Annotated in this window: 16 protein-coding genes; 10 read left to right on the forward strand and 6 right to left on the reverse strand. The window is 50.6% G+C overall.

Going from position 1 to position 18,973, the window contains the following annotated elements; all coding sequences use genetic code 11:
• Positions 1-784 precede the first annotated feature (784 nt).
• From JVX88_RS22265 to JVX88_RS22275, 3 genes are all read left to right on the forward strand, one after another.
• Complete coding sequence (locus tag JVX88_RS22265; RefSeq protein ID WP_035996351.1) at positions 785-1,087, forward strand: RNA recognition motif domain-containing protein; 303 nt, start codon at positions 785-787, stop codon at positions 1,085-1,087.
• A gap of 149 nt (positions 1,088-1,236) precedes the next feature.
• Positions 1,237-1,425, forward strand: a complete 189-nt coding sequence (gene rpsU, locus JVX88_RS22270) for a 30S ribosomal protein S21 (protein WP_035996349.1) — start codon at positions 1,237-1,239, stop codon at positions 1,423-1,425.
• 324 nt (positions 1,426-1,749) lie between these two features.
• The gene (locus tag JVX88_RS22275) at positions 1,750-2,613 is read left to right on the forward strand and encodes a sugar ABC transporter permease (RefSeq protein WP_211620342.1); all 864 of its coding nucleotides are present in this window, start codon (positions 1,750-1,752) and stop codon (positions 2,611-2,613) included.
• Positions 2,614-2,921: 308 nt separating this feature from the next.
• On the opposite strand, the gene JVX88_RS22280 is transcribed toward JVX88_RS22275, so the two are convergent.
• Positions 2,922-3,104: an NblA/ycf18 family protein gene (locus JVX88_RS22280; protein WP_211620344.1), complete on the reverse strand. Its 183-nt coding sequence runs from the start codon at positions 3,102-3,104 to the stop codon at positions 2,922-2,924.
• 217 nt (positions 3,105-3,321) lie between these two features.
• On the opposite strand from JVX88_RS22280, the gene JVX88_RS22285 reads away from it, so the two are divergent.
• From JVX88_RS22285 to JVX88_RS43205, 5 genes are all read left to right on the forward strand, one after another.
• The gene (locus JVX88_RS22285; RefSeq protein ID WP_211620345.1) at positions 3,322-3,933 is read left to right on the forward strand and encodes a phycobiliprotein lyase; all 612 of its coding nucleotides are present in this window, start codon (positions 3,322-3,324) and stop codon (positions 3,931-3,933) included.
• 174 nt (positions 3,934-4,107) lie between these two features.
• Entirely contained in the window at positions 4,108-6,048 is a 1,941-nt protein-coding gene (locus JVX88_RS22290) for a glycoside hydrolase family 2 protein (RefSeq protein WP_211620347.1), read from the forward strand.
• Positions 6,039-8,678, forward strand: coding sequence for a DVUA0089 family protein (locus tag JVX88_RS43200; protein WP_211620349.1), 2,640 nt, complete (start codon positions 6,039-6,041; stop codon positions 8,676-8,678). The genes JVX88_RS22290 and JVX88_RS43200 overlap by 10 nt, the downstream gene beginning before the upstream one ends.
• 64 nt (positions 8,679-8,742) lie before the next feature.
• Entirely contained in the window at positions 8,743-9,732 is a 990-nt protein-coding gene (locus JVX88_RS22300; RefSeq protein WP_211620351.1) for a CobW family GTP-binding protein, read from the forward strand.
• A complete protein-coding gene (locus JVX88_RS43205; protein ID WP_211620353.1) occupies positions 9,720-11,189 on the forward strand; it encodes a helix-turn-helix domain-containing protein in 1,470 nt (489 codons plus the stop codon). The genes JVX88_RS22300 and JVX88_RS43205 overlap by 13 nt, the downstream gene beginning before the upstream one ends.
• 94 nt (positions 11,190-11,283) lie before the next feature.
• Here the strand turns inward: JVX88_RS43205 and JVX88_RS22310 are convergent, their stop codons facing one another.
• A complete protein-coding gene (locus JVX88_RS22310; RefSeq protein ID WP_211620355.1) occupies positions 11,284-13,914 on the reverse strand; it encodes a response regulator in 2,631 nt (876 codons plus the stop codon).
• 124 nt (positions 13,915-14,038) lie between these two features.
• Between JVX88_RS22310 and JVX88_RS22315 the strand changes: the two genes are divergently transcribed.
• Positions 14,039-14,227: a DUF4278 domain-containing protein gene (locus JVX88_RS22315; protein ID WP_211620357.1), complete on the forward strand. Its 189-nt coding sequence runs from the start codon at positions 14,039-14,041 to the stop codon at positions 14,225-14,227.
• A gap of 122 nt (positions 14,228-14,349) precedes the next feature.
• A complete protein-coding gene (locus JVX88_RS22320; RefSeq protein ID WP_211620359.1) occupies positions 14,350-14,721 on the forward strand; it encodes a hypothetical protein in 372 nt (123 codons plus the stop codon).
• On the opposite strand, the gene JVX88_RS22325 is transcribed toward JVX88_RS22320, so the two are convergent.
• The 4 genes from JVX88_RS22325 to JVX88_RS22340 form a co-directional block, all read right to left on the reverse strand.
• Positions 14,660-15,388 (reverse strand): hypothetical protein, encoded by a 729-nt coding sequence (locus tag JVX88_RS22325; RefSeq protein ID WP_211620360.1) that lies wholly within the window; start codon positions 15,386-15,388, stop codon positions 14,660-14,662. The two genes, JVX88_RS22320 and JVX88_RS22325, sit on opposite strands and share 62 nt — an antisense overlap.
• Before the next feature lie 50 nt (positions 15,389-15,438).
• The gene (locus JVX88_RS22330) at positions 15,439-15,672 is read right to left on the reverse strand and encodes an NfeD family protein (RefSeq protein ID WP_035997028.1); all 234 of its coding nucleotides are present in this window, start codon (positions 15,670-15,672) and stop codon (positions 15,439-15,441) included.
• Between the two features lie 1,077 nt (positions 15,673-16,749).
• Positions 16,750-17,370 (reverse strand): succinate--CoA ligase subunit alpha, encoded by a 621-nt coding sequence (locus JVX88_RS22335; protein ID WP_211620362.1) that lies wholly within the window; start codon positions 17,368-17,370, stop codon positions 16,750-16,752.
• Positions 17,371-17,392: 22 nt separating this feature from the next.
• On the reverse strand, positions 17,393-18,574 hold the full coding sequence (locus JVX88_RS22340; protein WP_211620364.1) for a succinate--CoA ligase subunit beta: 1,182 nt from the start codon (positions 18,572-18,574) through the stop codon (positions 17,393-17,395).
• Positions 18,575-18,973 lie beyond the last annotated feature (399 nt).

Here is an 18,973-nt window from a genome sequence, read left to right on the forward strand (position 1 = left end):
AATATTGCGAATAATTTGGCTAGAAATAATGCGCGGCTTCAGACAATCGCGGCGATCGGCTCCTATGGCCTCTAATACGGCTTGCCCTGCAGCCTGGGTGTCGCTCTGCCGGCTTGAATGCACCTCCAGCAACCCATACAAGCGCTCAATCACCAGCACCCCCGGACGCACCACAGCAGCCTTGAGGGCGATGTCCATCAGGCGGTTGATTTCGATCCCAGGGGAAATCTCAACCCACAGCGAAGAGTCACCCGGCAATGGCAAAAAGCCTAGTGCTTGAGTTCCCAAATAGGCAGCGTGCTGCGGCTGCAAGCTGTCCAGATATACGTAACTGCGAAGATCAATACCCAAGGTATGCTATCAAACCCCAACGTCAACCTGCACCATCGTCGATCTCGGCATAAACTGCGCTGACTCGCTCAATTAAATTCACTAATCGCCAGGATTAGCTGCAATCATTGACTGCCTTCGATGACGACCTTGCATTGAGTTCTATTATCTCTGAATTGTAAACAACCTTTAAAAATTTCTGTCTCGGGTTTAGGGAAAGCACCTGCCGCTCTACTGCTAATTGTCACTGCCAGTTGCTTCTGCCAGTTGCTTCTGCCAATTGCTTCTGCTAATTGCTACAGGCAGGTGTAGTCAATATTCTTGATCTCAAACCCTTCATTTCAAGCTAGGATGAAGGTCGAGATGCCATATTCGGTGCTAAGTTGCATTTGTACAAGGTTGACAATCAACGCTCCGACTATTTAATTCTCTGTACTGTTACATGGAGCGGTTTATGTCAATCTACGTTGGAAACCTGTCCTACCAGGTCACTGAGGAAGATATCAATACGGTCTTCTCAGAGTACGGCACCGTGACACGGGTGCAGTTGCCAACTGATCGTGAAACTGGCCGGATGCGCGGCTTTGGATTTGTCGAGATGTCATCGGATGCGGAAGAACAAGCTGCTATTGATGCGCTTGACGGTGCAGAGTGGATGGGGCGCGACCTGAAGGTCAATAAAGCGAAGCCTCGCGAAGAGCGTCCGGCAGGCGGTAGCTTTGGCAACAACCGCAGACGGAACGACCGTCGCTACTAGTTGCTGTTACAGCCGCTATTGAGCTTAGGCCGACATGAGGCTAATCAAAATATTCGGAGCTTTCAGCAGATCAGGGAACTGCCTTGCTCTGTTGGAAGCTCCTTTAGGCTTTAGATTTTTGCTGCTGTTTATGAATGAGGAATTTCTGCATGGCTCAAGTCATTTTGGGAGAGAACGAAGGGATCGAGTCGGCTCTACGCCGCTTTAAGCGTCAGGTGTCCAAGGCGGATATTTTTGCTGACATGAAGAAGAACCGGCATTTTGAGACGCCGTTAGAAAAGGAAAAACGCAAAGCGCTAGCAAGACGGAAGAAGCGCCGCTTTCGCTCCAAGGCATAAGGGAATTTGAGTCTGGTCTCTAATTAGCTTTCGCGCAGTATTGTTCATAATTTTTGATAAGGTGCAGGTTAGATGGCGCAGTCGGTCAGTCCGTCTCGCAACCGCACCTTATTGGCGTATATTGGCGTATTTATTACCTATGCGAAAACTCGTCAGAGTTTTTGAATTTTAAAACCCCTTCAGGAATTTCAAATAGACTCTTAAGACCGGATGAAGAATTTGCCCACTCTGCAATAGCGGTAGCTGATCCAATCTCGCTGTCCGGAAATCTGCTCTGGGCTGTGATGAATCGAGCTGTTACCCTTCTCAGAGCCCTGGCTAGCGATGTTAGCGGCGCTGCTGTCGGGAGCAGTAATTGGCTTGCTCAACGGCCTGTTTATTGCAGTGTTGCGGGTACCGTCGTTTATTGTCACCTTGGCTGGTTCAATTGCCTATGCCGGACTGCTGTTGGTAGTAATGGGGCCGCAGACAACTCTAGTTGTGCGAGATCCAACGATTCGCGCCCTAGCCCCGACCTACCTACCGCCAGCGCTGGGTTGGGGAATTCCGCTAGTTTGTTTGGCGCTCTATGCCGCAGGGGTCTGGTATAACCAATGGCGTCGCTCTCAGAGTGGCTTGCCGGTCAAACATCCGACTCAGTTAGTCTTGCAACTCCTGACAGCAACGGTCGTGGTGCTGATCCTGATGTTCCTATTTCATAGCTACCAGGGTGTGCCGCAGGCGGTAATGATTGCTTTGGGATTGGTGGTCATTTTCTGGCTCGTGTTGCGCAAAACGCCCTTTGGCCGACATTTGTATGCGGTGGGCGGCAATGCGGAAGCGGCTCGCCGGGCCGGAATTAACGTTGTTCGCATGAAGCTGACCGTATTCATTTTGGCGTCCACTCTGGCTGCCTTTGCCGGCATTATGATGACTTCTCGCAGTACAGCTGTTGCTACTCAGATCAGCTCGACGCTGCTGCTGAATGCAATCGCGGCGGCTGTGATTGGTGGAGTTAGCTTATTTGGAGGCCGTGGCTCGGTTTGGGCCGTGGTGCTGGGTGCTCTAGTGATCGGCAGCCTCGATAATGGCTTAGATTTGCTGAACCAGGATCAGGGTGTGAAAAACATCGTCCAGGGTGCAGTTTTGGTGTTAGCTGTGACTGCGGATGCGGTTGTGCGACGGGCCGGATTCTCTAGAGGCAAGTGAGTTGAGCAGCATCTACGCGGCTATACCAGTGAAGTTTATGCCTTGGTAGCCTATTTGTAAACGATGTTGAAAATGTTAAACTCAGCTCTAGAGCTTGATCCTCCCTAACCCTCCTTATAAAGGCTACGGTGTACACACAGGCTGATTCTGTCGGTATTCTCGTCCTTGCCGCTGCTTAAACCTCATACATGGGGGACTTCCGATTTTTGTCCGTCCAATGAGTGAGTCATGTGACAGCCAAGGGGGTGGAATTGTTTTACTTGATTCAAGACGTTTATCTCTCGCCAGAGGTGACGATTGCTTGAGCGCTAGACCGGCTTGAGCAGATCGTCTTTGAGCAACGACCGAATCACGTTTTCTTTGATCATCAGTTGCCGCAATACTTCAAGCAACATCTCTTGCGCCTGCTCTTGATTGAGCTGCTTCACCTGCTCGGCATAGGCGCGCAGACTAAACTGCTGCTCTAAACTCAGTCCAATCGGTAACTCCATGCGCTGGCTCCTTGCTCTACTTCGGGCCTAACTAGCCTAGTTGTTAAATAACGTAACACAACTCTTGACAAAGTGTCTATTTTCTGGGTGCTCTGTCCGTGCCTATCTTTAGTCAAGCATGACCCATCCAGGTCTATCATCGATCTGAGGGTGGACCGCTCTAGGGCCAGTCTCCTATTTGAGGTCTATGTAGTTGGAAGGAGACCACACACACCGCATGAATGCTATTGAGTTCTTTCACCACAGTGCTGGCCATTGGCGCTCGTTGCGCACAACCCACCATCTCGCCTTTCGCCGCACCGAAGCAGGCGAGTCAGCGATTGTCGTTGAACCGCTGGCAGCCGATGACCCGCAGGTCGTGGCGATTTGTCAGATGCATCAGGTGGACCCGGCGAGGGCGATTGGCGGTGCGTATGTGCGCTGGGACGGGTCGATGGCCTGGGACCGCTCAGAGGATGAAAATCATACCGGCTCGACGGTGTTTGCGCTGGTGCCCGAGGATGCGAGCCAGCGCTCGGGGCAGTTGCTGCGCGAACGCGGCTATGCCGAGATTGTGCCGGTGGTGGGGCAGTTCCAGATGGACGCTACCGATGGGCTGGTTTTGACCACTGAGTATGAAACGATGAGTTCGATTGAGCGCTTTTGGTTTGCTAGTCCCAACCTGCGCTTGCGCACCAGTACGGTCAAACGCTTTGGTGGCTTTAGTACGGCCACCTTCTGCACCGAGGTGCGCACTGATGCGATGCGCTCGCCCGATGAGCAGACCCCGGCGGAGTATTTCTCGCTGTTGGCTGCTGAAATTCACTCAAACCAACCTAATCCAAGCTAATTCGACCCAAATCGGCACTTGAACTGAAAAACAACGACCAACAATTGGGTTGAAACGTAAATATTCCCCAAAATCCGGGGATACCATAGAGAAAGGAGGATAAAGCGATTTGTAATAAACCGCTTTATCTCCTAGCCTAAAGAGAATCCCCTTTCAAGAGACAGTAGAAATCTGATGAAAGCATTTGGCAAATGTCTTGAGGACGCCCAACCCTGCGTCATCTCAAACTCAGACACTTTGAACCTGCCTGATATGGCTTATCCGCGCCCGCAATTGCAGCGATCTGACTGGCTGTGCCTTAACGGTCCGTGGAAGTTTAGCTTTGACGATGCTGGAGACTACCGTCAACCAAGCGACATTGCAACCTGGACGCATATTATCGAGGTTCCGTTTGCGCCCGAATCTATCCAAAGTGGGATTTATGATACCGGCTTTCACCCTAACTGCTGGTACGAACGAGAATTTGAGCTGCCATCTGTTGATGTCCCAGCTGCTGTAGCATCGACTGGCAAACGGGTGCTGCTGCATTTCGGCGCGGTAGACTATCGCACTCGGGTTTGGGTCAATGGCCAATTTGTGGCAGAGCACGAAGGCGGTCACACTCCTTTTAGTGCTGATATTACTGCCGTGCTGAATCCCGATGGCAAGCAGCGAGTTACGGTTTGGGCCGAAGATGATCCGTTTGATCTGGCCAAGCCTCGCGGCAAACAGGACTGGCAGTTGCATCCCCATAGCATCTGGTATCCCCGCACAAGCGGCATCTGGCAAACGGTATGGGTCGAGCAAGTGCCAGCAACCTACATCGACTCGATTCGCTGGACGCCCCATTTTGAACGCTGGGAAATTGGCTTTGAAGCTTTTGTGACCGGGCAGCAGCAAGAGAATGTGCAAATCAAAGTCAAGCTCACGGCCGGCAAACAGTTGCTGGTCAACGACACCTACGAAGTACTGAACGGAGAAATCCATCGCCGCATTGCCCTCTCCGATCCGGGCATCGACGATTACCGCAACGAACTGCTCTGGAGTCCAGAAAAACCAACGCTGATCCAGGCTGAGGTCCAGCTCTGGCAAAACAACCAGCTGCTCGATCAGGTGCAATCCTACACCGCCATGCGCACCGTCAGCATTCATCGCGATCGGTTTATGCTCAACGGACAACCCTACTATTTACGGCTCGTACTCGACCAGGGCTATTGGCCAGAATCGCTCATGACAGCCCCTTCCGGAGAAGCCTTGCGGCAGGATGTGGAGTTGGTCAAGCAAATGGGGTTCAACGGCGTCCGCAAACACCAAAAAGTAGAAGATCCTCGCTTCCTTTACTGGGCTGATGTGCTGGGGCTATTGGTATGGGAAGAAATGCCGAGCGCCTATCGGTTCACGCCCAAAGCCGTAGAGCGCATGATGAAAGAGTGGGCTGAAGTAATCAAACGAGACGCTAGCCACCCCTGCATTGTAGTTTGGGTGCCATTCAACGAATCCTGGGGTGTTCCCGATCTGACCGCTACACCCGCCCACCGCAACTATGTGCAAGCCCTTTACCACCTTACCAAAGCCCTCGATTCAACCCGTCCGGTAGTGGGCAACGACGGCTGGGAGAGTACAGCTACCGATATCCTTGCCATCCACGACTATGACAATAATCCGGTTCAGCTAATCAACCGCTATGGCCCAGAAGTGAAGTTGTCCGATTTGTTTGATCGCCAGCGTCCGGGTGGGCGGGTATTAACCCTAGATGGCTACCCCCATCAAGGACAGCCGATTATGCTAACCGAATTTGGCGGCATCGCTTATGGTAAACCAGATGATCACAGCATTTGGGGCTATGTACGTTCTGCGGAAGTGTCTGAGCTGCAAACTCGCTACACCGCGCTTCTAACTGCCGTGAACCAAATCGAACTGTTTAGCGGTTTCTGCTACACCCAGTTAACCGACACATTCCAAGAAGCCAACGGTTTGCTCTACGCCGACCGCACCCCCAAATTCCCGCTTGAGGCAATTCGAGCCGCCACAATGGGCTGGAGCACATCACAACCCACTGTGTTAACAACCGTTCACCTAGAGGGGGCGTCAAACTCAATTCACACCCAGTTGCACTGTGGTAACCAGTGTCATTGAAGAAAACTGCCACGATCAAGCTGCCGGTTGCCGATGATGGCACAGCGGAAGGGCCAGAAACTGCCGTGTTTACGCTGCAAGATGGACCGACCTATCAAGTGGCTCCAAATGCTATCGAGGGCAAGTTCACGATTGTAGATACCGCCGATCAAGCTCCACCCGCAACTGTAGTAGGGGAACCCAATGATACAATTGCTACCGCTTTTGATACCAAGCTGAGCGACTTGTATCCCACCTTCAAGATCAAGAGCCGCATTGATTTCGACTCTGCGAATCCTAGTGTAGATGCGACCGAAGATGTAGACTTCTATAAGTTCACCCTCAAAGCTGGTGAAACCGTCACCATCGACACGGACGCTACAGCCGTTAATCTGGGCAACTTCATCAACACTGGCTTCAACACGGTGCTGCGCTTGTTTGACGCCAATGGTAACGAGTTGGCTCTCAACAACAACGGCAGTGCGCCCGATGAGGTGTTCTTCCGAACGCTGGACTCCTTCATCAGCTATACGGCTGAAACTGACGGCACCTACTATGTCGCAGTCAGCAGTTCCAACAACAATGCCTATGATCCAAACCAGGCTGGAACTGGCAGTGGTAGCACCCGTGGTGAGTATGAGTTGGAAATCAAGCTGAATCCAGAGCAGCCTGCACCAACGGCGTTACCTCCAGCAAGAACACCAGCTGCTAATGCGCCAACTGTGACCATGGATACGGTAGTGGGAACATTCGATGGGGTCCGGGGTGCCCGCGACCTGCCGAACCCGCCTTCTCCCGATTTTGTCAACCCCAATTTCGACAACATTGTAGTTCCAGCATTGGTGCAGTCCCTAGCCCCTACATTGGCACGCGGTCAATCTCTGCTCACTTTCTCCTTCCAGACTGAAGGCGAGATTCCGCCCGAAGGCGTTGAGGTATTCATTAAAGCCGATGCTGACATTGCGGAATTTCTCAACAAGGATGCACGGGTGCTGCTAGTCGGCGCGAATACCAACGGACCCATCTACAGCAACACAGGTGAACTGATTGGCTTCAAGCTGTCTTTGTTTGAACCCCAAGCCAACGCCACCTTTGTGTTACAGAACAAAAAGGAAGCTGAAACCGACGGTCCTAAGACTGTTAACTTTAGCCTGTTGCCGACCCGCAATTACAAGATTGGCGGAAAAGCGACTCTGCCGGTGACAGTCTATGACACGATCGAGCAGGCCAACGCTGCTGTATTGAAGGAGCCATTTCCAGAAGTCAGCCTTAGCCTCAGCCAAACGGCGCTGGTGGAATCGGAAGGCACCGAAACTACATTGACCTTCAACGTCAAAGGTGAGATCCCAGCTGAGGGTCTGCTGGTCTATGTCGATAGCCCGACGAGAATAGCACTGAGCGAGCTGGATTTGACAAATGCCAAAATTACAGGGGGCCAATTCCCGCCAGCCAACTTCGACGCCAGCGGTTTTTACTTCAAGATCACCGAGCAGACTGCCAGCATTACCTTTAAGGCGCTGGACGAGACAAAGTTGCCGCTAATCTACACGCCAGAGGAAGCCTCTGAAGGTTTGGAAGGCTTTACTTACAAACTTGTGAAGGCACCTGGGTACACGGTGAATACCGAGGCGAGTGAGATTAAGTTTACGATTGCGGATACACCTGATTCGCAAGTGCGAGTCAGCCTCACCGGATCACCTGCTGTGCTGGTGGAAGCTGAGGGAACAGTAGCCAAACTCAATTTCAGCCTCAGCGCCCCGCCACCGGAAGAAGGTGTGTTGGTAACTATTGCTGCCCCAGAAATGCTAGAGTTTAATTCCAAAACTCTAAAAGCAGAGGGCGGAAAGCTAGTTTCGGCTGCTCCTGACAACACCAGCTTCACCTTCCGCATCACCTCCCAGACTGCTAGCGTTAGCGTTGCCGTTGCTGATGATGGCGTGGTTGAACAGCTGGAGAAAGCTACCTTCACACTTCTACCTGGTGTGGGGTATGAAGTTAGCCCCACCGCTAGCGTCGCTACCTTTACACTGGTGGATACGACGGCAGACATTCCGCCAATTACGCAGGAAACTGATACAGGTACAGCCGGAAATGACACTCTTAAGACTGCTAATGTTGTCTCCTTACGCTATGGAGAAGCTAGCGTCAGCGGCTCTATTTCGGGTCGGAGTGGTGTTGGTGTTTCTCTAGCTTGTGCCTTTCTGGTATTTGTGATGGTTGGAACCTCAGCTCCACTGCCCCCTGCTCTGGCCCAAATCGTGCAGCGTTTTCAGCGGGTTTCAGATCCGAAGCAACGCTATGAGCAGTTGATTTCGTTGGCGAAACGGCTTGACCCTCTGCCCGAAGCAGCCAAAATTCCAGAGAACAAGGTATCTGGTTGTGTCTCGCAGGTCTACATCACAGCGGATCTGGTGGATGGCAAGGTGAAATATCAGGGCGATTCGGATTCACAGCTCGTCAAAGGCTTGGTGGCGCTGTTAATCAAAGGCTTAGACGGCTTACCACCCGAAGAAATTTTGCAGGTGACGCCAGACTTTATTCAAGCCACTGGGCTGAATGTCAGCCTCACACCGTCCCGCGCCAATGGTTTTTACAACATCTTCCGGATGATGCAGCAAAAAGCCTACCAATTGCAGGGCGCGGCTTCGTAGAGATTCATTTACCATAGAGTACGAACTAAACTGATAATCATTCTCGGATTAGGGGCGTTTAGCTATGATTGCAGTTGAAGCGAAAGATACAGTTCCCGTCACAGTTCTGACTGGGTATCTGGGAGCTGGTAAAACAACGCTACTGAATCGGATTCTGACCCATGAGCATGGCAAAAAGGTGGCGGTGATCGTCAATGAATTTGGCGAAATTGGGATTGATAATCAGCTTGTGGTCGATACTGACGAAGAAATTTTTGAAATGAACAACGGCTGCATCTGCTGCACGGTGCGAGGCGACCTGATTCGGATCATCAGCAAATTAATGCGGCGGCGTGACAAATTTGACCATCTGGTGATTGAAACTACCGGCTTGGCCGATCCCGCTCCAGTGATCCAGACCTTTTTCATGGACGAGGATGTCCAGTCCCAAACCGAACTGGACGCCGTGGTGACGGTCGTAGATGCTAAGCATATCTGGCAGCATTGGGATGCCGACGAAGCCCAGGAGCAAATTGCCTTTGCTGACGTGATTCTGCTCAACAAGACCGATTTGGTTGAGTCAGCCCAACTCGATGAATTGGAACAGCGCATCCGCTCGATGAATTCCCTTGCGAAAATCTACCGCACCCGCAATGCGGAAGTGGAAATGAATGCGCTGTTGGGCGTCAGTGCGTTTAACTTGGACCGAGCACTGGAGCTAGACCCGGATTTTTTGGAAGAGGCTGAGCAGGGACATCACCACGAGCATGAGCATGATGAAACTGTGAAATCCGTGGGGATTGTGGAAGCGGGTGCCGTCGATGAAGTCAAGCTGAACCAGTGGTTGGGCTATCTGCTGCAAACCCAAGGTCCAGATATCTTCCGCATGAAAGGGATCTTGAATATCGATGGCGAAGACCGGCGCTTCGTCTTTCAGGGGGTCCACATGCTCTTTGACGGCAGACCCGATCGGCCCTGGCGACCCAACGAAACCCGCCGCAATGAGCTAGTGTTCATTGGACGCAATCTCGATGAAGCACAACTGAGAGAGGATTTTCGGGCGTGCCTGGCGTAAACAAAGGGGTAAGTAAAACAGCCAAACAGCAAACGGCGAACAGCCAAGTCTTTACACTGCTGGGGCAGCACAGCTTATCCGACTACGTTACGGCGATTGCCTGGTTTCCTGAAGCAGTCGGCTCAGCGGCTAACTACCTGGTTGCCAGCTCGGCAGCCGGAGAAGTGGCACTCTACCAAGTGGGTACCCAACTCGATGGCACCATGCTCCAGAGCGTGACCGATCAGTCTGTGGATTGTTTGGTTGTCTCTAGGGATGGGCAGTTTGTAGCAGCGGGGGGGCAAGATGGGCGAGTCCAGATTTGGCAGGTGGAACTGGCTGAGTTATCTTCTCCCAAACCAACGCTGATCGCCAGTTTGGAAAACGCGCCAGCCTGGGTAGATCGGATGGCCTGGAATCCGCAGCAGAATTTGTTGGCGTTTAGTTTAGGACGCTATGTGCAAGTATGGGATGCTGCCGCTAATCAGGTAGTGACAACGCTCAACTTTGAAAACTCATCGGTGCTTGATATTACCTGGCATCCGGACGGCGATCGGCTAACGGTGGCAGGCTACCAAGGCATCAAAGTCTGGTCGGCAGCAGATTGGGATGATGACCCCTACTTGGTTGAAATTCCTTCGGCGAGCACTATCTGGTCGAGTCAAGCTCAAGGTTGGGACAACATCTTAGTTGAGCAATTCCGGCATCCTCCCGGAGAAGAGCGTAGTCACTTCAGCGAGGAACATGCCATTTGTCTATCTTTGGCTCCGCGTCCAGTTCGCTTGCTGCAAATCAAAGGCGGCAGAACCTATGTAGGATTGCAAGCCAAAGGGGACGTTTCGCTTACGCCTGCTAAGGTGCCGTCCTTTTTTCGTTGGGAAAGTGATGATAGTTGTCTACAGATTCGGATTGCATCGCGGTTCATTCAGAACATTGCCAGGGATATGCTCACCACTGATCCCGATCGCCTGGAATTGCGCTTAGAATTTCAAACTCGTGATCCCCAGCTTGAAGCGATCGCCATGATGCTGCTAGCTGAACTTAAACAAGAAAATCCAGGTGGAAAACTGTATGTTGAATCCCTGTCTAATGTGCTAGCAGTACATCTGCTGAGGCAATATCTTGCTCCAAAAAATCACCTGATTGTTTATGAAAGGGGTTTATCTGAGCGACAAATTCTAAAAGTTGTAGAATACATTGATGCCCATCTCGATCAAGACATTAAGTTGGTCAATCTGGCTACATTACTGGGTATTAGTGAATCTCATCTTAGCCATCGATTTAAGCAATCAATTGGCATAACACCCTATCAATATTTACTGCAACAACGGATAGAACGGGCAAAGCAGTTATTGAAACACAGCAATCATACCATTATGGACATTGCCTTTCTGTGTGGATTCAACAACCACAGCCACTTGAGCAAACAGTTTCGTCAATTGACAGGGATGACACCCAAAGCTTACAGAGCTAGTTGAGATAATTTTTTCAATTTGTACTCGACAGCCTGAAGGCAGGAACTGAACCCCGTAGTCCTTTAGCGCGGCTCGTGGGGTCAAAGGGATACCATACTCACAAATTCGGAGAGGAACCGTACCCTGTAGAGTAAGTGATCAGGGGCAATTCGACTTGAATTTGGCATCCCTTTTCAGGTGCGCTTTCGATGCGTAAGTGACCGTCGAGGGCTGCAACTCGTTCGCGCATTCCCTGCAAGCCAAATCCACCTGCTTGATGAGCTGGATCAAAGCCTTTTCCGTTGTCGGTTACTGTCAACTGAATGTAGTCTGCGATCGCTCTGATTTGAACTTCAACTGCTGTTGCCTCGGCGTGTTTACTAATATTTGTCAGAGCTTCTTGGAGAATGCGATACAGTGCTCGATCCGCTTCCGGCGGTGTAGAAGTTTGCATATTGATGCGGGTAGAAACGGATATCCCTGTTCCCTGCTGGAAGTCATTGAGGAGTGCTTCGATCGCGCCCTTGAAACAGAGTTCTTTGTGAACATCGGCTCGGAGCGTGCTGACCGAACACCGAACTTCTTGCATGGCGATCGTAGCCAGCCGCTGTGCCTGTTCGACGAACCCTTGTGCTTGATTGATGTCTTTCTGCCAAAGTTTAACCGCAGTTTGGAGCTGAATATTTTGGGCGGTGAGCGTGTGTCCCAGAGAATCATGGATCTCGCGGGCAATCCGGTTACGCTCCTGAATTGCGGCGAGGTCTTCAACCTGAAGCGCATAGTTTTGCAACTGCTGGTGGGCGATCGCCAATTGCTCTTTCATGCGTCGTTCCGAAAGCAGCGTACTGACCAGCTTTAATGCAAAAAACAGACCCAGTCCAAACATTAACGTTTCAGCAATCAGATGCATCCAAAATAGATGCCGACTTTCCACTTCAACCAGCGAAGCAACGTTCTGCACATAACGGACTTGATGCACCAGAAACAGCAGAAAGCTTAAAATTGCTACTATCCATCGACCGGTCGGCTCAAATAGGAAGCAGCTTTGAATCAGAACAATCAGATATAGCGTTGGTAAAACATGGAGATACCCAAGCGTTGCACCATAAAAAATCAGACTGATTTCAATGGCAACATAGCTTACTTGATGGATCAGATTGCTGCCAGGCAGGAACGCTGCCATGACACAAAGGATGCCCAAAACTGAAACATGCTGGATTGGCAAGTGATTTTCCTCCACTGATTCCATCACTGCGAAGGAAAAACAGGTCGTAATCATTAACCACTCCGCATAGAGTAGAAAACGAAACGGATTGGGTTGGAGCTTGAGCGGATAAAAAAGGATACTCACCAATAGCGCCAACGCCTCTGGCTGAGCTTCGAGGCTGAGAATCAACAAATTGGGCTGATGATTATTGAGCCAACGGTGAGCCTCAGCGACGGTTGAGCAGTTGTGCCAAGCGGCAATCGTTGTTTGCTGCTGAAGCGTCAGATGTAGTTGCGGATCAACCCCAATTAGTAAAATCTGCAAGGGTGATGGAACGGTTGCGGTACTTGAGTCAAGTTTTAGCTGTGATTGTGCTTGTGGTCGCGTTTGTGGTCGCGTTTGTGGTCGCGTTTGTGGTCGCGTTTGTGGTTGAGTCTTTAAATCTATAGCTGCATTCTCATTAGTTTGAACAACAGGTAGATTTAAGTGTGCTTCTAATCGATGCAGCAGTGTGGGTAAGGTTTGCAATTCTGATGCAGTATCTTTTGTATCTTCTGTTAATATTCGTTCAATCGTTCGAGATAGTTCAGTTCCTTCATCTTTGCCAAACGCACCCAAAACCCCGGCTAACTTGTGGGCCGCGTGGGCAGCATTCTGACGCAGTTCAGGCGTAAGAGTTGGCACTGCCATTGCTGCCTGTTGCAAGAGTGCAAGCCGCTGCTGCATTGTGCCTTGGTACTGCTGCCAGAGCTTAGCAAAGGTTTGCTCCATTTGCTGCTGCACGCCTTGCCGGTCGCGTAAACCAGACTGTTCTGGCGATGGAGCACTCGATGGCGGAGCAGGCGTAGGGGGCGGAGTGGAGCGTGCAAGAATTTGAGGATGGAGCCGATAGCCCATACCGTAAATATTTTCAATCCAGTCTAGATCGCTGGCTTTCTTGAGCTTTTGTCGCAGTCCTTTAATATGGGCTTTCACGCCTTCGTCTGAAGGTAAATCGTCGAATGTCCACAGGTGCTCAATCATATAGGCACGGCTGAACAAACGGGTGGGGTTGCGCAGAAATAGCTCTAGCAAGCCGTATTCTTTTGGCGTCAGCTTTAAGGGCTGATCCTGATAAACGACGCGCTTCTGGCTAGGATCGAGCTGAAGATCGGCAATTTCTAACACCGTTGTAGGAGCAACTTCGCCACGCCGCAGCAATGCCCGCACCCGTGCTTGTAGTTCACCAAAATCGAGCGGCTTAATCAGATAATCGTCAGCTCCGGCATCCAGCCCTCGGATTCGATCGATAGCGGCATCTTTAGCCGTAATCAGCAGAATCGGAGTTTTACAACCCTGCGATCGCAGCCGTTGGCAGAGGGAAATGCCATCGAGTTTGGGCAAACCCACATCCATCAGAATCAAATCATAGTCGGCGCTTTGGGCATATTCCCATCCCATGCTGCCATCGTCAATGTGATCAACGGCATAGCGTTGCTGAGTCAGCGAGCGCACCAGCAAATCACTCAGGATTTCGTCGTCTTCAATCAGCAAGATCCGCATTCTCGATTCGTCTCCAAAATTTTGCTGCCGCCTGTCCCAATCTTCCCGATCTCTTCCCTTTTGCTTCTTACCTTAAAAGCATCTCAGAAATCAATCCAACTGACAAACCTCAGGAGAACCAACCATGCAACTCACTTATCGTGGTATCCAGTACAACTCAAACGTTCAGGCTGAAGTAACCCTTCCTACTCAAACAACCGCTCGCTATCGCGGTATTACTTACTCACTCAATCGAGCTGCTAAGCCTACTGTTTCGCTGAACTGTCAACTGCGATTCATGGGAGCAACTTACCGCAAGACGCTGTTCTATTAGAGGATCCTAAAAACCCAGATCCTGCTTTCTATCTTGGCATCGGTTCACCAACACAGTTCCCCAATCACCGCTCACCAATCACATCAACCATCAATCACTTCAAAGCATATGAGGATATGATCATGCAACTCGCCTATTGCGACATTCGCTACAATTCCCCCCCTGAAACAAGTGACTCGATTCCGAATGAAAGTTTTGCCCAGTCCATTCAGTTAATCCTTGACGAAAATCGCCGAGTGCTAGACAAGATTAGTTATTTTGCGCTCGAGCAACTGGCTCAAACCATTACCGTAGCCAACCGGATCTTTGTGTTTGGCGGAGGCCGCAGTGGTTTGGTGATGCGGATGACAGCAATGCGCCTCATGCATCTGGGCTGCCAGGTTTATGTAGTCGGTGAAACGATTACTCCCTCAATTGCACGAGGAGATCTACTCATCGCCTATATATTGCCTGCACAATTGGAGCAACTTGCCGACTCCAGTAGGGATGGGTAATCTGCTGGGCTTGCAGCAGCACCGTTTCATATTGGTGGGCTTTGAAGGCGGCTTCGACAGTTTGCCAACGGCTCTGGTTGTTCAACCACTCTTGTTGCCAACCGCGAATTTTGTTCTGAGCTTCGCTATAAAGCGGGTTATCGGGTGTGATTGCGCTGGCCGTTTTAAGGGCGTCCTCGAATCTGCCGTTGGAATCGCGGTAATATCCTTCAGCAACTTGCAGAATTTGATTGGACCATTGCCAAACCAACTGCTGGACTTGGGCAGCGACAGCACTATCTGAGATAGTCTGCACCTCGCTAATCGCATCCTTCAATTGGCCGGCACTGGCTTGACTTTGTGCTCGGTTGATCACAGCCGTGGTTAAGGCGCGTTGACACTGGTCCTGTAAAACGATGGCTCGGCTATGAAACAAGGTCTCAACTGGGATTTGCTGAGTTCCCCGGATGCAGCGTTGGTGGTCTCCTGCCGCCTTGAGGTACTCAACTCGAGCCAAAATAGCCTGATGCTGCTGCTCGACCCGCTGCTGCTGATCCACTTTGACTAGCCAGTAGAAGCGAACTGCGAGTGAGCCAGTAGCCAGGAAAACCGAACCCGTCAAAACCATAGCCAAACCAATTCGAACAGATCGCAAATGATCGGAAGGAGGCGGCATCGGGGTACGCATAGTGTTCTACCTCTCTCTAAGCTTGTTCTCCTGCTCTGGACCAATCATCACTAGGCAAGCTGAGCAGAAGTGACAGGGGTGACCAGCAGCGTGATTCCATCTCGACCAACCACAACCACCTGTTCTGAAGGTTCTGCTTGGACATACGCATCTGAATAGAGTCGAGCTGGCCAAAAACTAGCTCGATATTTCACGCGCCCCCGGCGATTAGGCGCAATCATCTGGACCACTTCACCAATACCAGGTTGGGCAAATAGTTCGATTCGCTCTGAGGTCTTCGACATAGCCATAACTGCATTACCTTTCACAAACTAAGGGGGACTGATTTGGACCGGAAATTAGCAGATGGGAAATTGCGGATTTGACCCCATTCTCTTAGGCCACAACCCTAGGGGGCTGTGCATCGACTGAGTTATTCCGCTGAGTTGCTGTTGTCTTCCGAATTGGGTTCTGGCCGATCGGACCTCCTAAAAGTTCAGTAAATCAATTTTGACCACTTTTATGATTTCTGTCAAGATATCAATTTGATACTATTTTTAATATCAGTCTGATGCTCTTGTTGCTGGATTTCTTATAGCAGTGAGCTTTTACAGAGGAAGTGCAAGTGGTTGAGGAGGCTGAGCCTGTTGCCGCTCGCTTTGGGTAAAGTCAGTGCATCAAGCACCTCAATAGTTATGCAATCTTGCTTAAAACATCAGAAGGCAGAGCAGTCCAGAGGATTTACAGGTGTGCAAATAGCGTCTAGCCCAAGGTTCTGAAGGAGATTGATATCAAAAATTATATCTTGCGTCGAAAGTAGGCTTCTATTTTCAGAAACTGCTAACCCCTGCTACATTGCTGGCTTTGTCGCTAGCCTGAATCAGGCAAGAGCTTGTATCTCCAAGCTCAGGCACCTCCACGATCGAAGACTGGCGTGGAAGCTCAGGTCAAAGCAGCGGCTGGAGAAAATTAGACAATACCCTTGCCATTGCGGGATTGACATTGATATCTTAAGTTGATATCTTAATGGACTAGCTGAAGTATAGACGTGTCTTTTGTCTACTCTCATGAGTTGCAGGTTTTAGATTGCATATCTAAGCCTAGAGGCAGGTTATATCTTAGGTGCACGGTACGTCGTGATTAGGGAAAGCGTTTGATGCCTCTCTGCCGCTATTCCCGTAGAACATCGCGGTAGGATAGGGAGATATTTGCTAGTGGGGTGCCTTCTAGCGAGGTTTTTAGTTAGTTTGCATTTGAACTACCTTTGGCACAGCGTTTTAGCGTTGCTTCGGAGTTCGCTATTCAGCTTCGTGTTCTCTCCCTGTCAGTCCAGTCAGGCTTCTTGGTCAGACGACGTGCCAAACCTGTCTAGCCTTCAGCATCTACCAACGAATGTGCATCTTTTTTAATGAGTTACCAGATGAACAGCAAAATACCGTTAGAGCTATCTTTGCATGAATTCGATCGCCGCCAATCCCCACCGCAATCGATTGACCTAGCCCAGCCCGCGTCAGCTCTAATGCCACTTCGTAGGTAAGGGTACCACTGCGACTAATCAGACCTACAGGTCCAGACGTGTAGCAATAGGGGGGATGGGTGCCTAGCAAAATTTGGTCGGGTACGATCACCCCAGGGCTACTGGAGCCAACCACCAGCGTTTCTGTGGCTTCCGCCTCCCGCAAAAGCCGCACCATGTCCAAGGGCGGCACTCCTTCTGTAATCAGAATTAGCTGCCGAATTCCAGCGGCCATCGCTTCTAACGCCGCATCTAACACTTCATAGGGAGGGGCGAAAATTATAGTTGTATCAATGTGGTCAGTGATGTCCAAAGCCTGTTCCACCAAATCGAAGACGGGGATGTCTTCAACTGTTGTACCACCATAGCCCGCGCTGACGCCTGCCACAATTGACGTTCCATAGGCTCGCATAATCGGCACATGTAAAGAACCAAGTGCTTCAGCAATTCCCTGAACCAGCACTCTACTATCGGCAGTGAAATTCATGGTAAACAGACAACTTTATACCTCAGGCAGATGCGAGCAGCAAGGAAGGCGGCTTCCCCGGCTTGGCACCAGTGGCAGAAGTGAGGCTAACCGTTTCAGCAATAGCATCATCCATTGACTCGTACACCGGTATATCCATTGCTGCCAATAGTCCACGACCCGCAGGAAACTGATCTCCCACCAGCCGCACGACCAAAGTCGGCAATTGCCGATTAGCTGGCTGCCATTTTAACCAAGAGGCAATCGTTTCAGCAATTTGCAGGCAGGAAACCACCCCACCCACCAGGTTTACACAAATCACCTTAACGCCCTTCTCCTGAATCAACAGGTCGAGTCCCTGCTTCAGTCGGTCTTGCAGATCGTTGGTAGAGGCATACTGGCGATAATCTGCGCCCAAATCGACGAAACTGGCTGGTTTGCCTTTGGCTTTGTGCAGCAGATCGAGGGTTGCCATTGTTAGCCCCGCTCCGTTGCACAGCACACCAATATTGCCTTCACGGGCAACCCCATTCAGATTAGAAACTGGTAGGCCGGCTTGGGCGGGGATGGTCGCTAACAAGGCTGCCAAGTCAGGCTGGCGTCCTAGGGCAGCATCATTGACAGTGATTTTTCCATCAAGCGCCATCAGCTCACCACTGCTGCTGACAGCTAATGGATTGATTTCAACTAGATCCAGGTCTCGCTCAGCAAACAGATGATACATTTTTTCAACTAGCGCACTGACCGAGCGCATCAGATTTCCTTGTAGGCCCATTTTCAGCGCTAGGCGACGGGCATAGAAGGGCGAGAATTCTTGATCAACTACCACCTGCCGCATATGCTTGAGAGACGATTCGACGTCAATCCCACCAAATTGAGACCCCAACAGCAGAGGCCGACGACTAGAAGGATCCAGAGTAACGGCCAAATAAAATTCTCGTTCGGGATTGTACTTTGCCTCTGCCAGCAGCACCTTTGGATACTTGCCCATAATCGGCAGATGGAAAATTGCTTGAGCTGCCGCAATCGCATCGATTGTATTTTCAACGAAGCGAATTCCACCCAGTTTGCCTCGCGCTCCCGTATACACCTGCGACTTGAGAACAACCGGGAAAGGAATTCTCAATCCCTTCAAGTCAGTGGGATGATCAATGCGCTGGGAGGGCAAAACTGGAATGCCCATCTGACGGAATAATTCCTTGGCTTGATACTCTAGCAAATCCATTTTTCTAATCCAAACTGATGCTAACTAAATCCCTGGAAAGCTATCAGCGTAAGTAACTTGGGTTAAGGGAAAGTAAAGATAGCTTTCTTGAGCGTACCCACTAACTGAAATTGCGTATGCAACAAAAGCTGCACTTTTGAAGAAATGTTTTGCGGACTTTGATTACAGACTTTTCCAGATGGATTAGCGTGAGGCTGAACAAAGACAATATTGTTGACTAGCTTCAGCGTAATCAGCCCGTGCGTCTACGCATCCTATCTCCGGATAGAGTCCCAGATAGAGTGTCTAGACAGAGGCTAGGAGAGGTGGAACCAAATTACGCAGATTGTTCCTGCTGAGTACTACCATCGCTGCTGTCCCGTCTCCCCGCCCTAGCATCATGAGCCTAAGATACAAAAT

The organism is Leptolyngbya sp. 7M (genome assembly GCF_018128485.1).

What these genes read in the sequence shown, in the direction of transcription:
- JVX88_RS22265 (WP_035996351.1), top strand. Translation starts at nt 785, where the DNA reads ATGTCAATCTACGTTGGAAACCTGTCCTACCAGGTCACTGAGGAAGAT.
- rpsU (WP_035996349.1), top strand. Translation starts at nt 1,237, where the DNA reads ATGGCTCAAGTCATTTTGGGAGAGAACGAAGGGATCGAGTCGGCTCTA.
- JVX88_RS22275 (WP_211620342.1), top strand. Translation starts at nt 1,750, where the DNA reads ATGTTAGCGGCGCTGCTGTCGGGAGCAGTAATTGGCTTGCTCAACGGC.
- JVX88_RS22280 (WP_211620344.1), bottom strand. Translation starts at nt 3,104, where the DNA reads ATGGAGTTACCGATTGGACTGAGTTTAGAGCAGCAGTTTAGTCTGCGC.
- JVX88_RS22285 (WP_211620345.1), top strand. Translation starts at nt 3,322, where the DNA reads ATGAATGCTATTGAGTTCTTTCACCACAGTGCTGGCCATTGGCGCTCG.
- JVX88_RS22290 (WP_211620347.1), top strand. Translation starts at nt 4,108, where the DNA reads ATGAAAGCATTTGGCAAATGTCTTGAGGACGCCCAACCCTGCGTCATC.
- JVX88_RS22300 (WP_211620351.1), top strand. Translation starts at nt 8,743, where the DNA reads ATGATTGCAGTTGAAGCGAAAGATACAGTTCCCGTCACAGTTCTGACT.
- JVX88_RS22310 (WP_211620355.1), bottom strand. Translation starts at nt 13,914, where the DNA reads ATGCGGATCTTGCTGATTGAAGACGACGAAATCCTGAGTGATTTGCTG.
- JVX88_RS22315 (WP_211620357.1), top strand. Translation starts at nt 14,039, where the DNA reads ATGCAACTCACTTATCGTGGTATCCAGTACAACTCAAACGTTCAGGCT.
- JVX88_RS22320 (WP_211620359.1), top strand. Translation starts at nt 14,350, where the DNA reads ATGCAACTCGCCTATTGCGACATTCGCTACAATTCCCCCCCTGAAACA.
- JVX88_RS22325 (WP_211620360.1), bottom strand. Translation starts at nt 15,388, where the DNA reads ATGCGTACCCCGATGCCGCCTCCTTCCGATCATTTGCGATCTGTTCGA.
- JVX88_RS22330 (WP_035997028.1), bottom strand. Translation starts at nt 15,672, where the DNA reads ATGTCGAAGACCTCAGAGCGAATCGAACTATTTGCCCAACCTGGTATT.
- JVX88_RS22335 (WP_211620362.1), bottom strand. Translation starts at nt 17,370, where the DNA reads ATGAATTTCACTGCCGATAGTAGAGTGCTGGTTCAGGGAATTGCTGAA.
- JVX88_RS22340 (WP_211620364.1), bottom strand. Translation starts at nt 18,574, where the DNA reads ATGGATTTGCTAGAGTATCAAGCCAAGGAATTATTCCGTCAGATGGGC.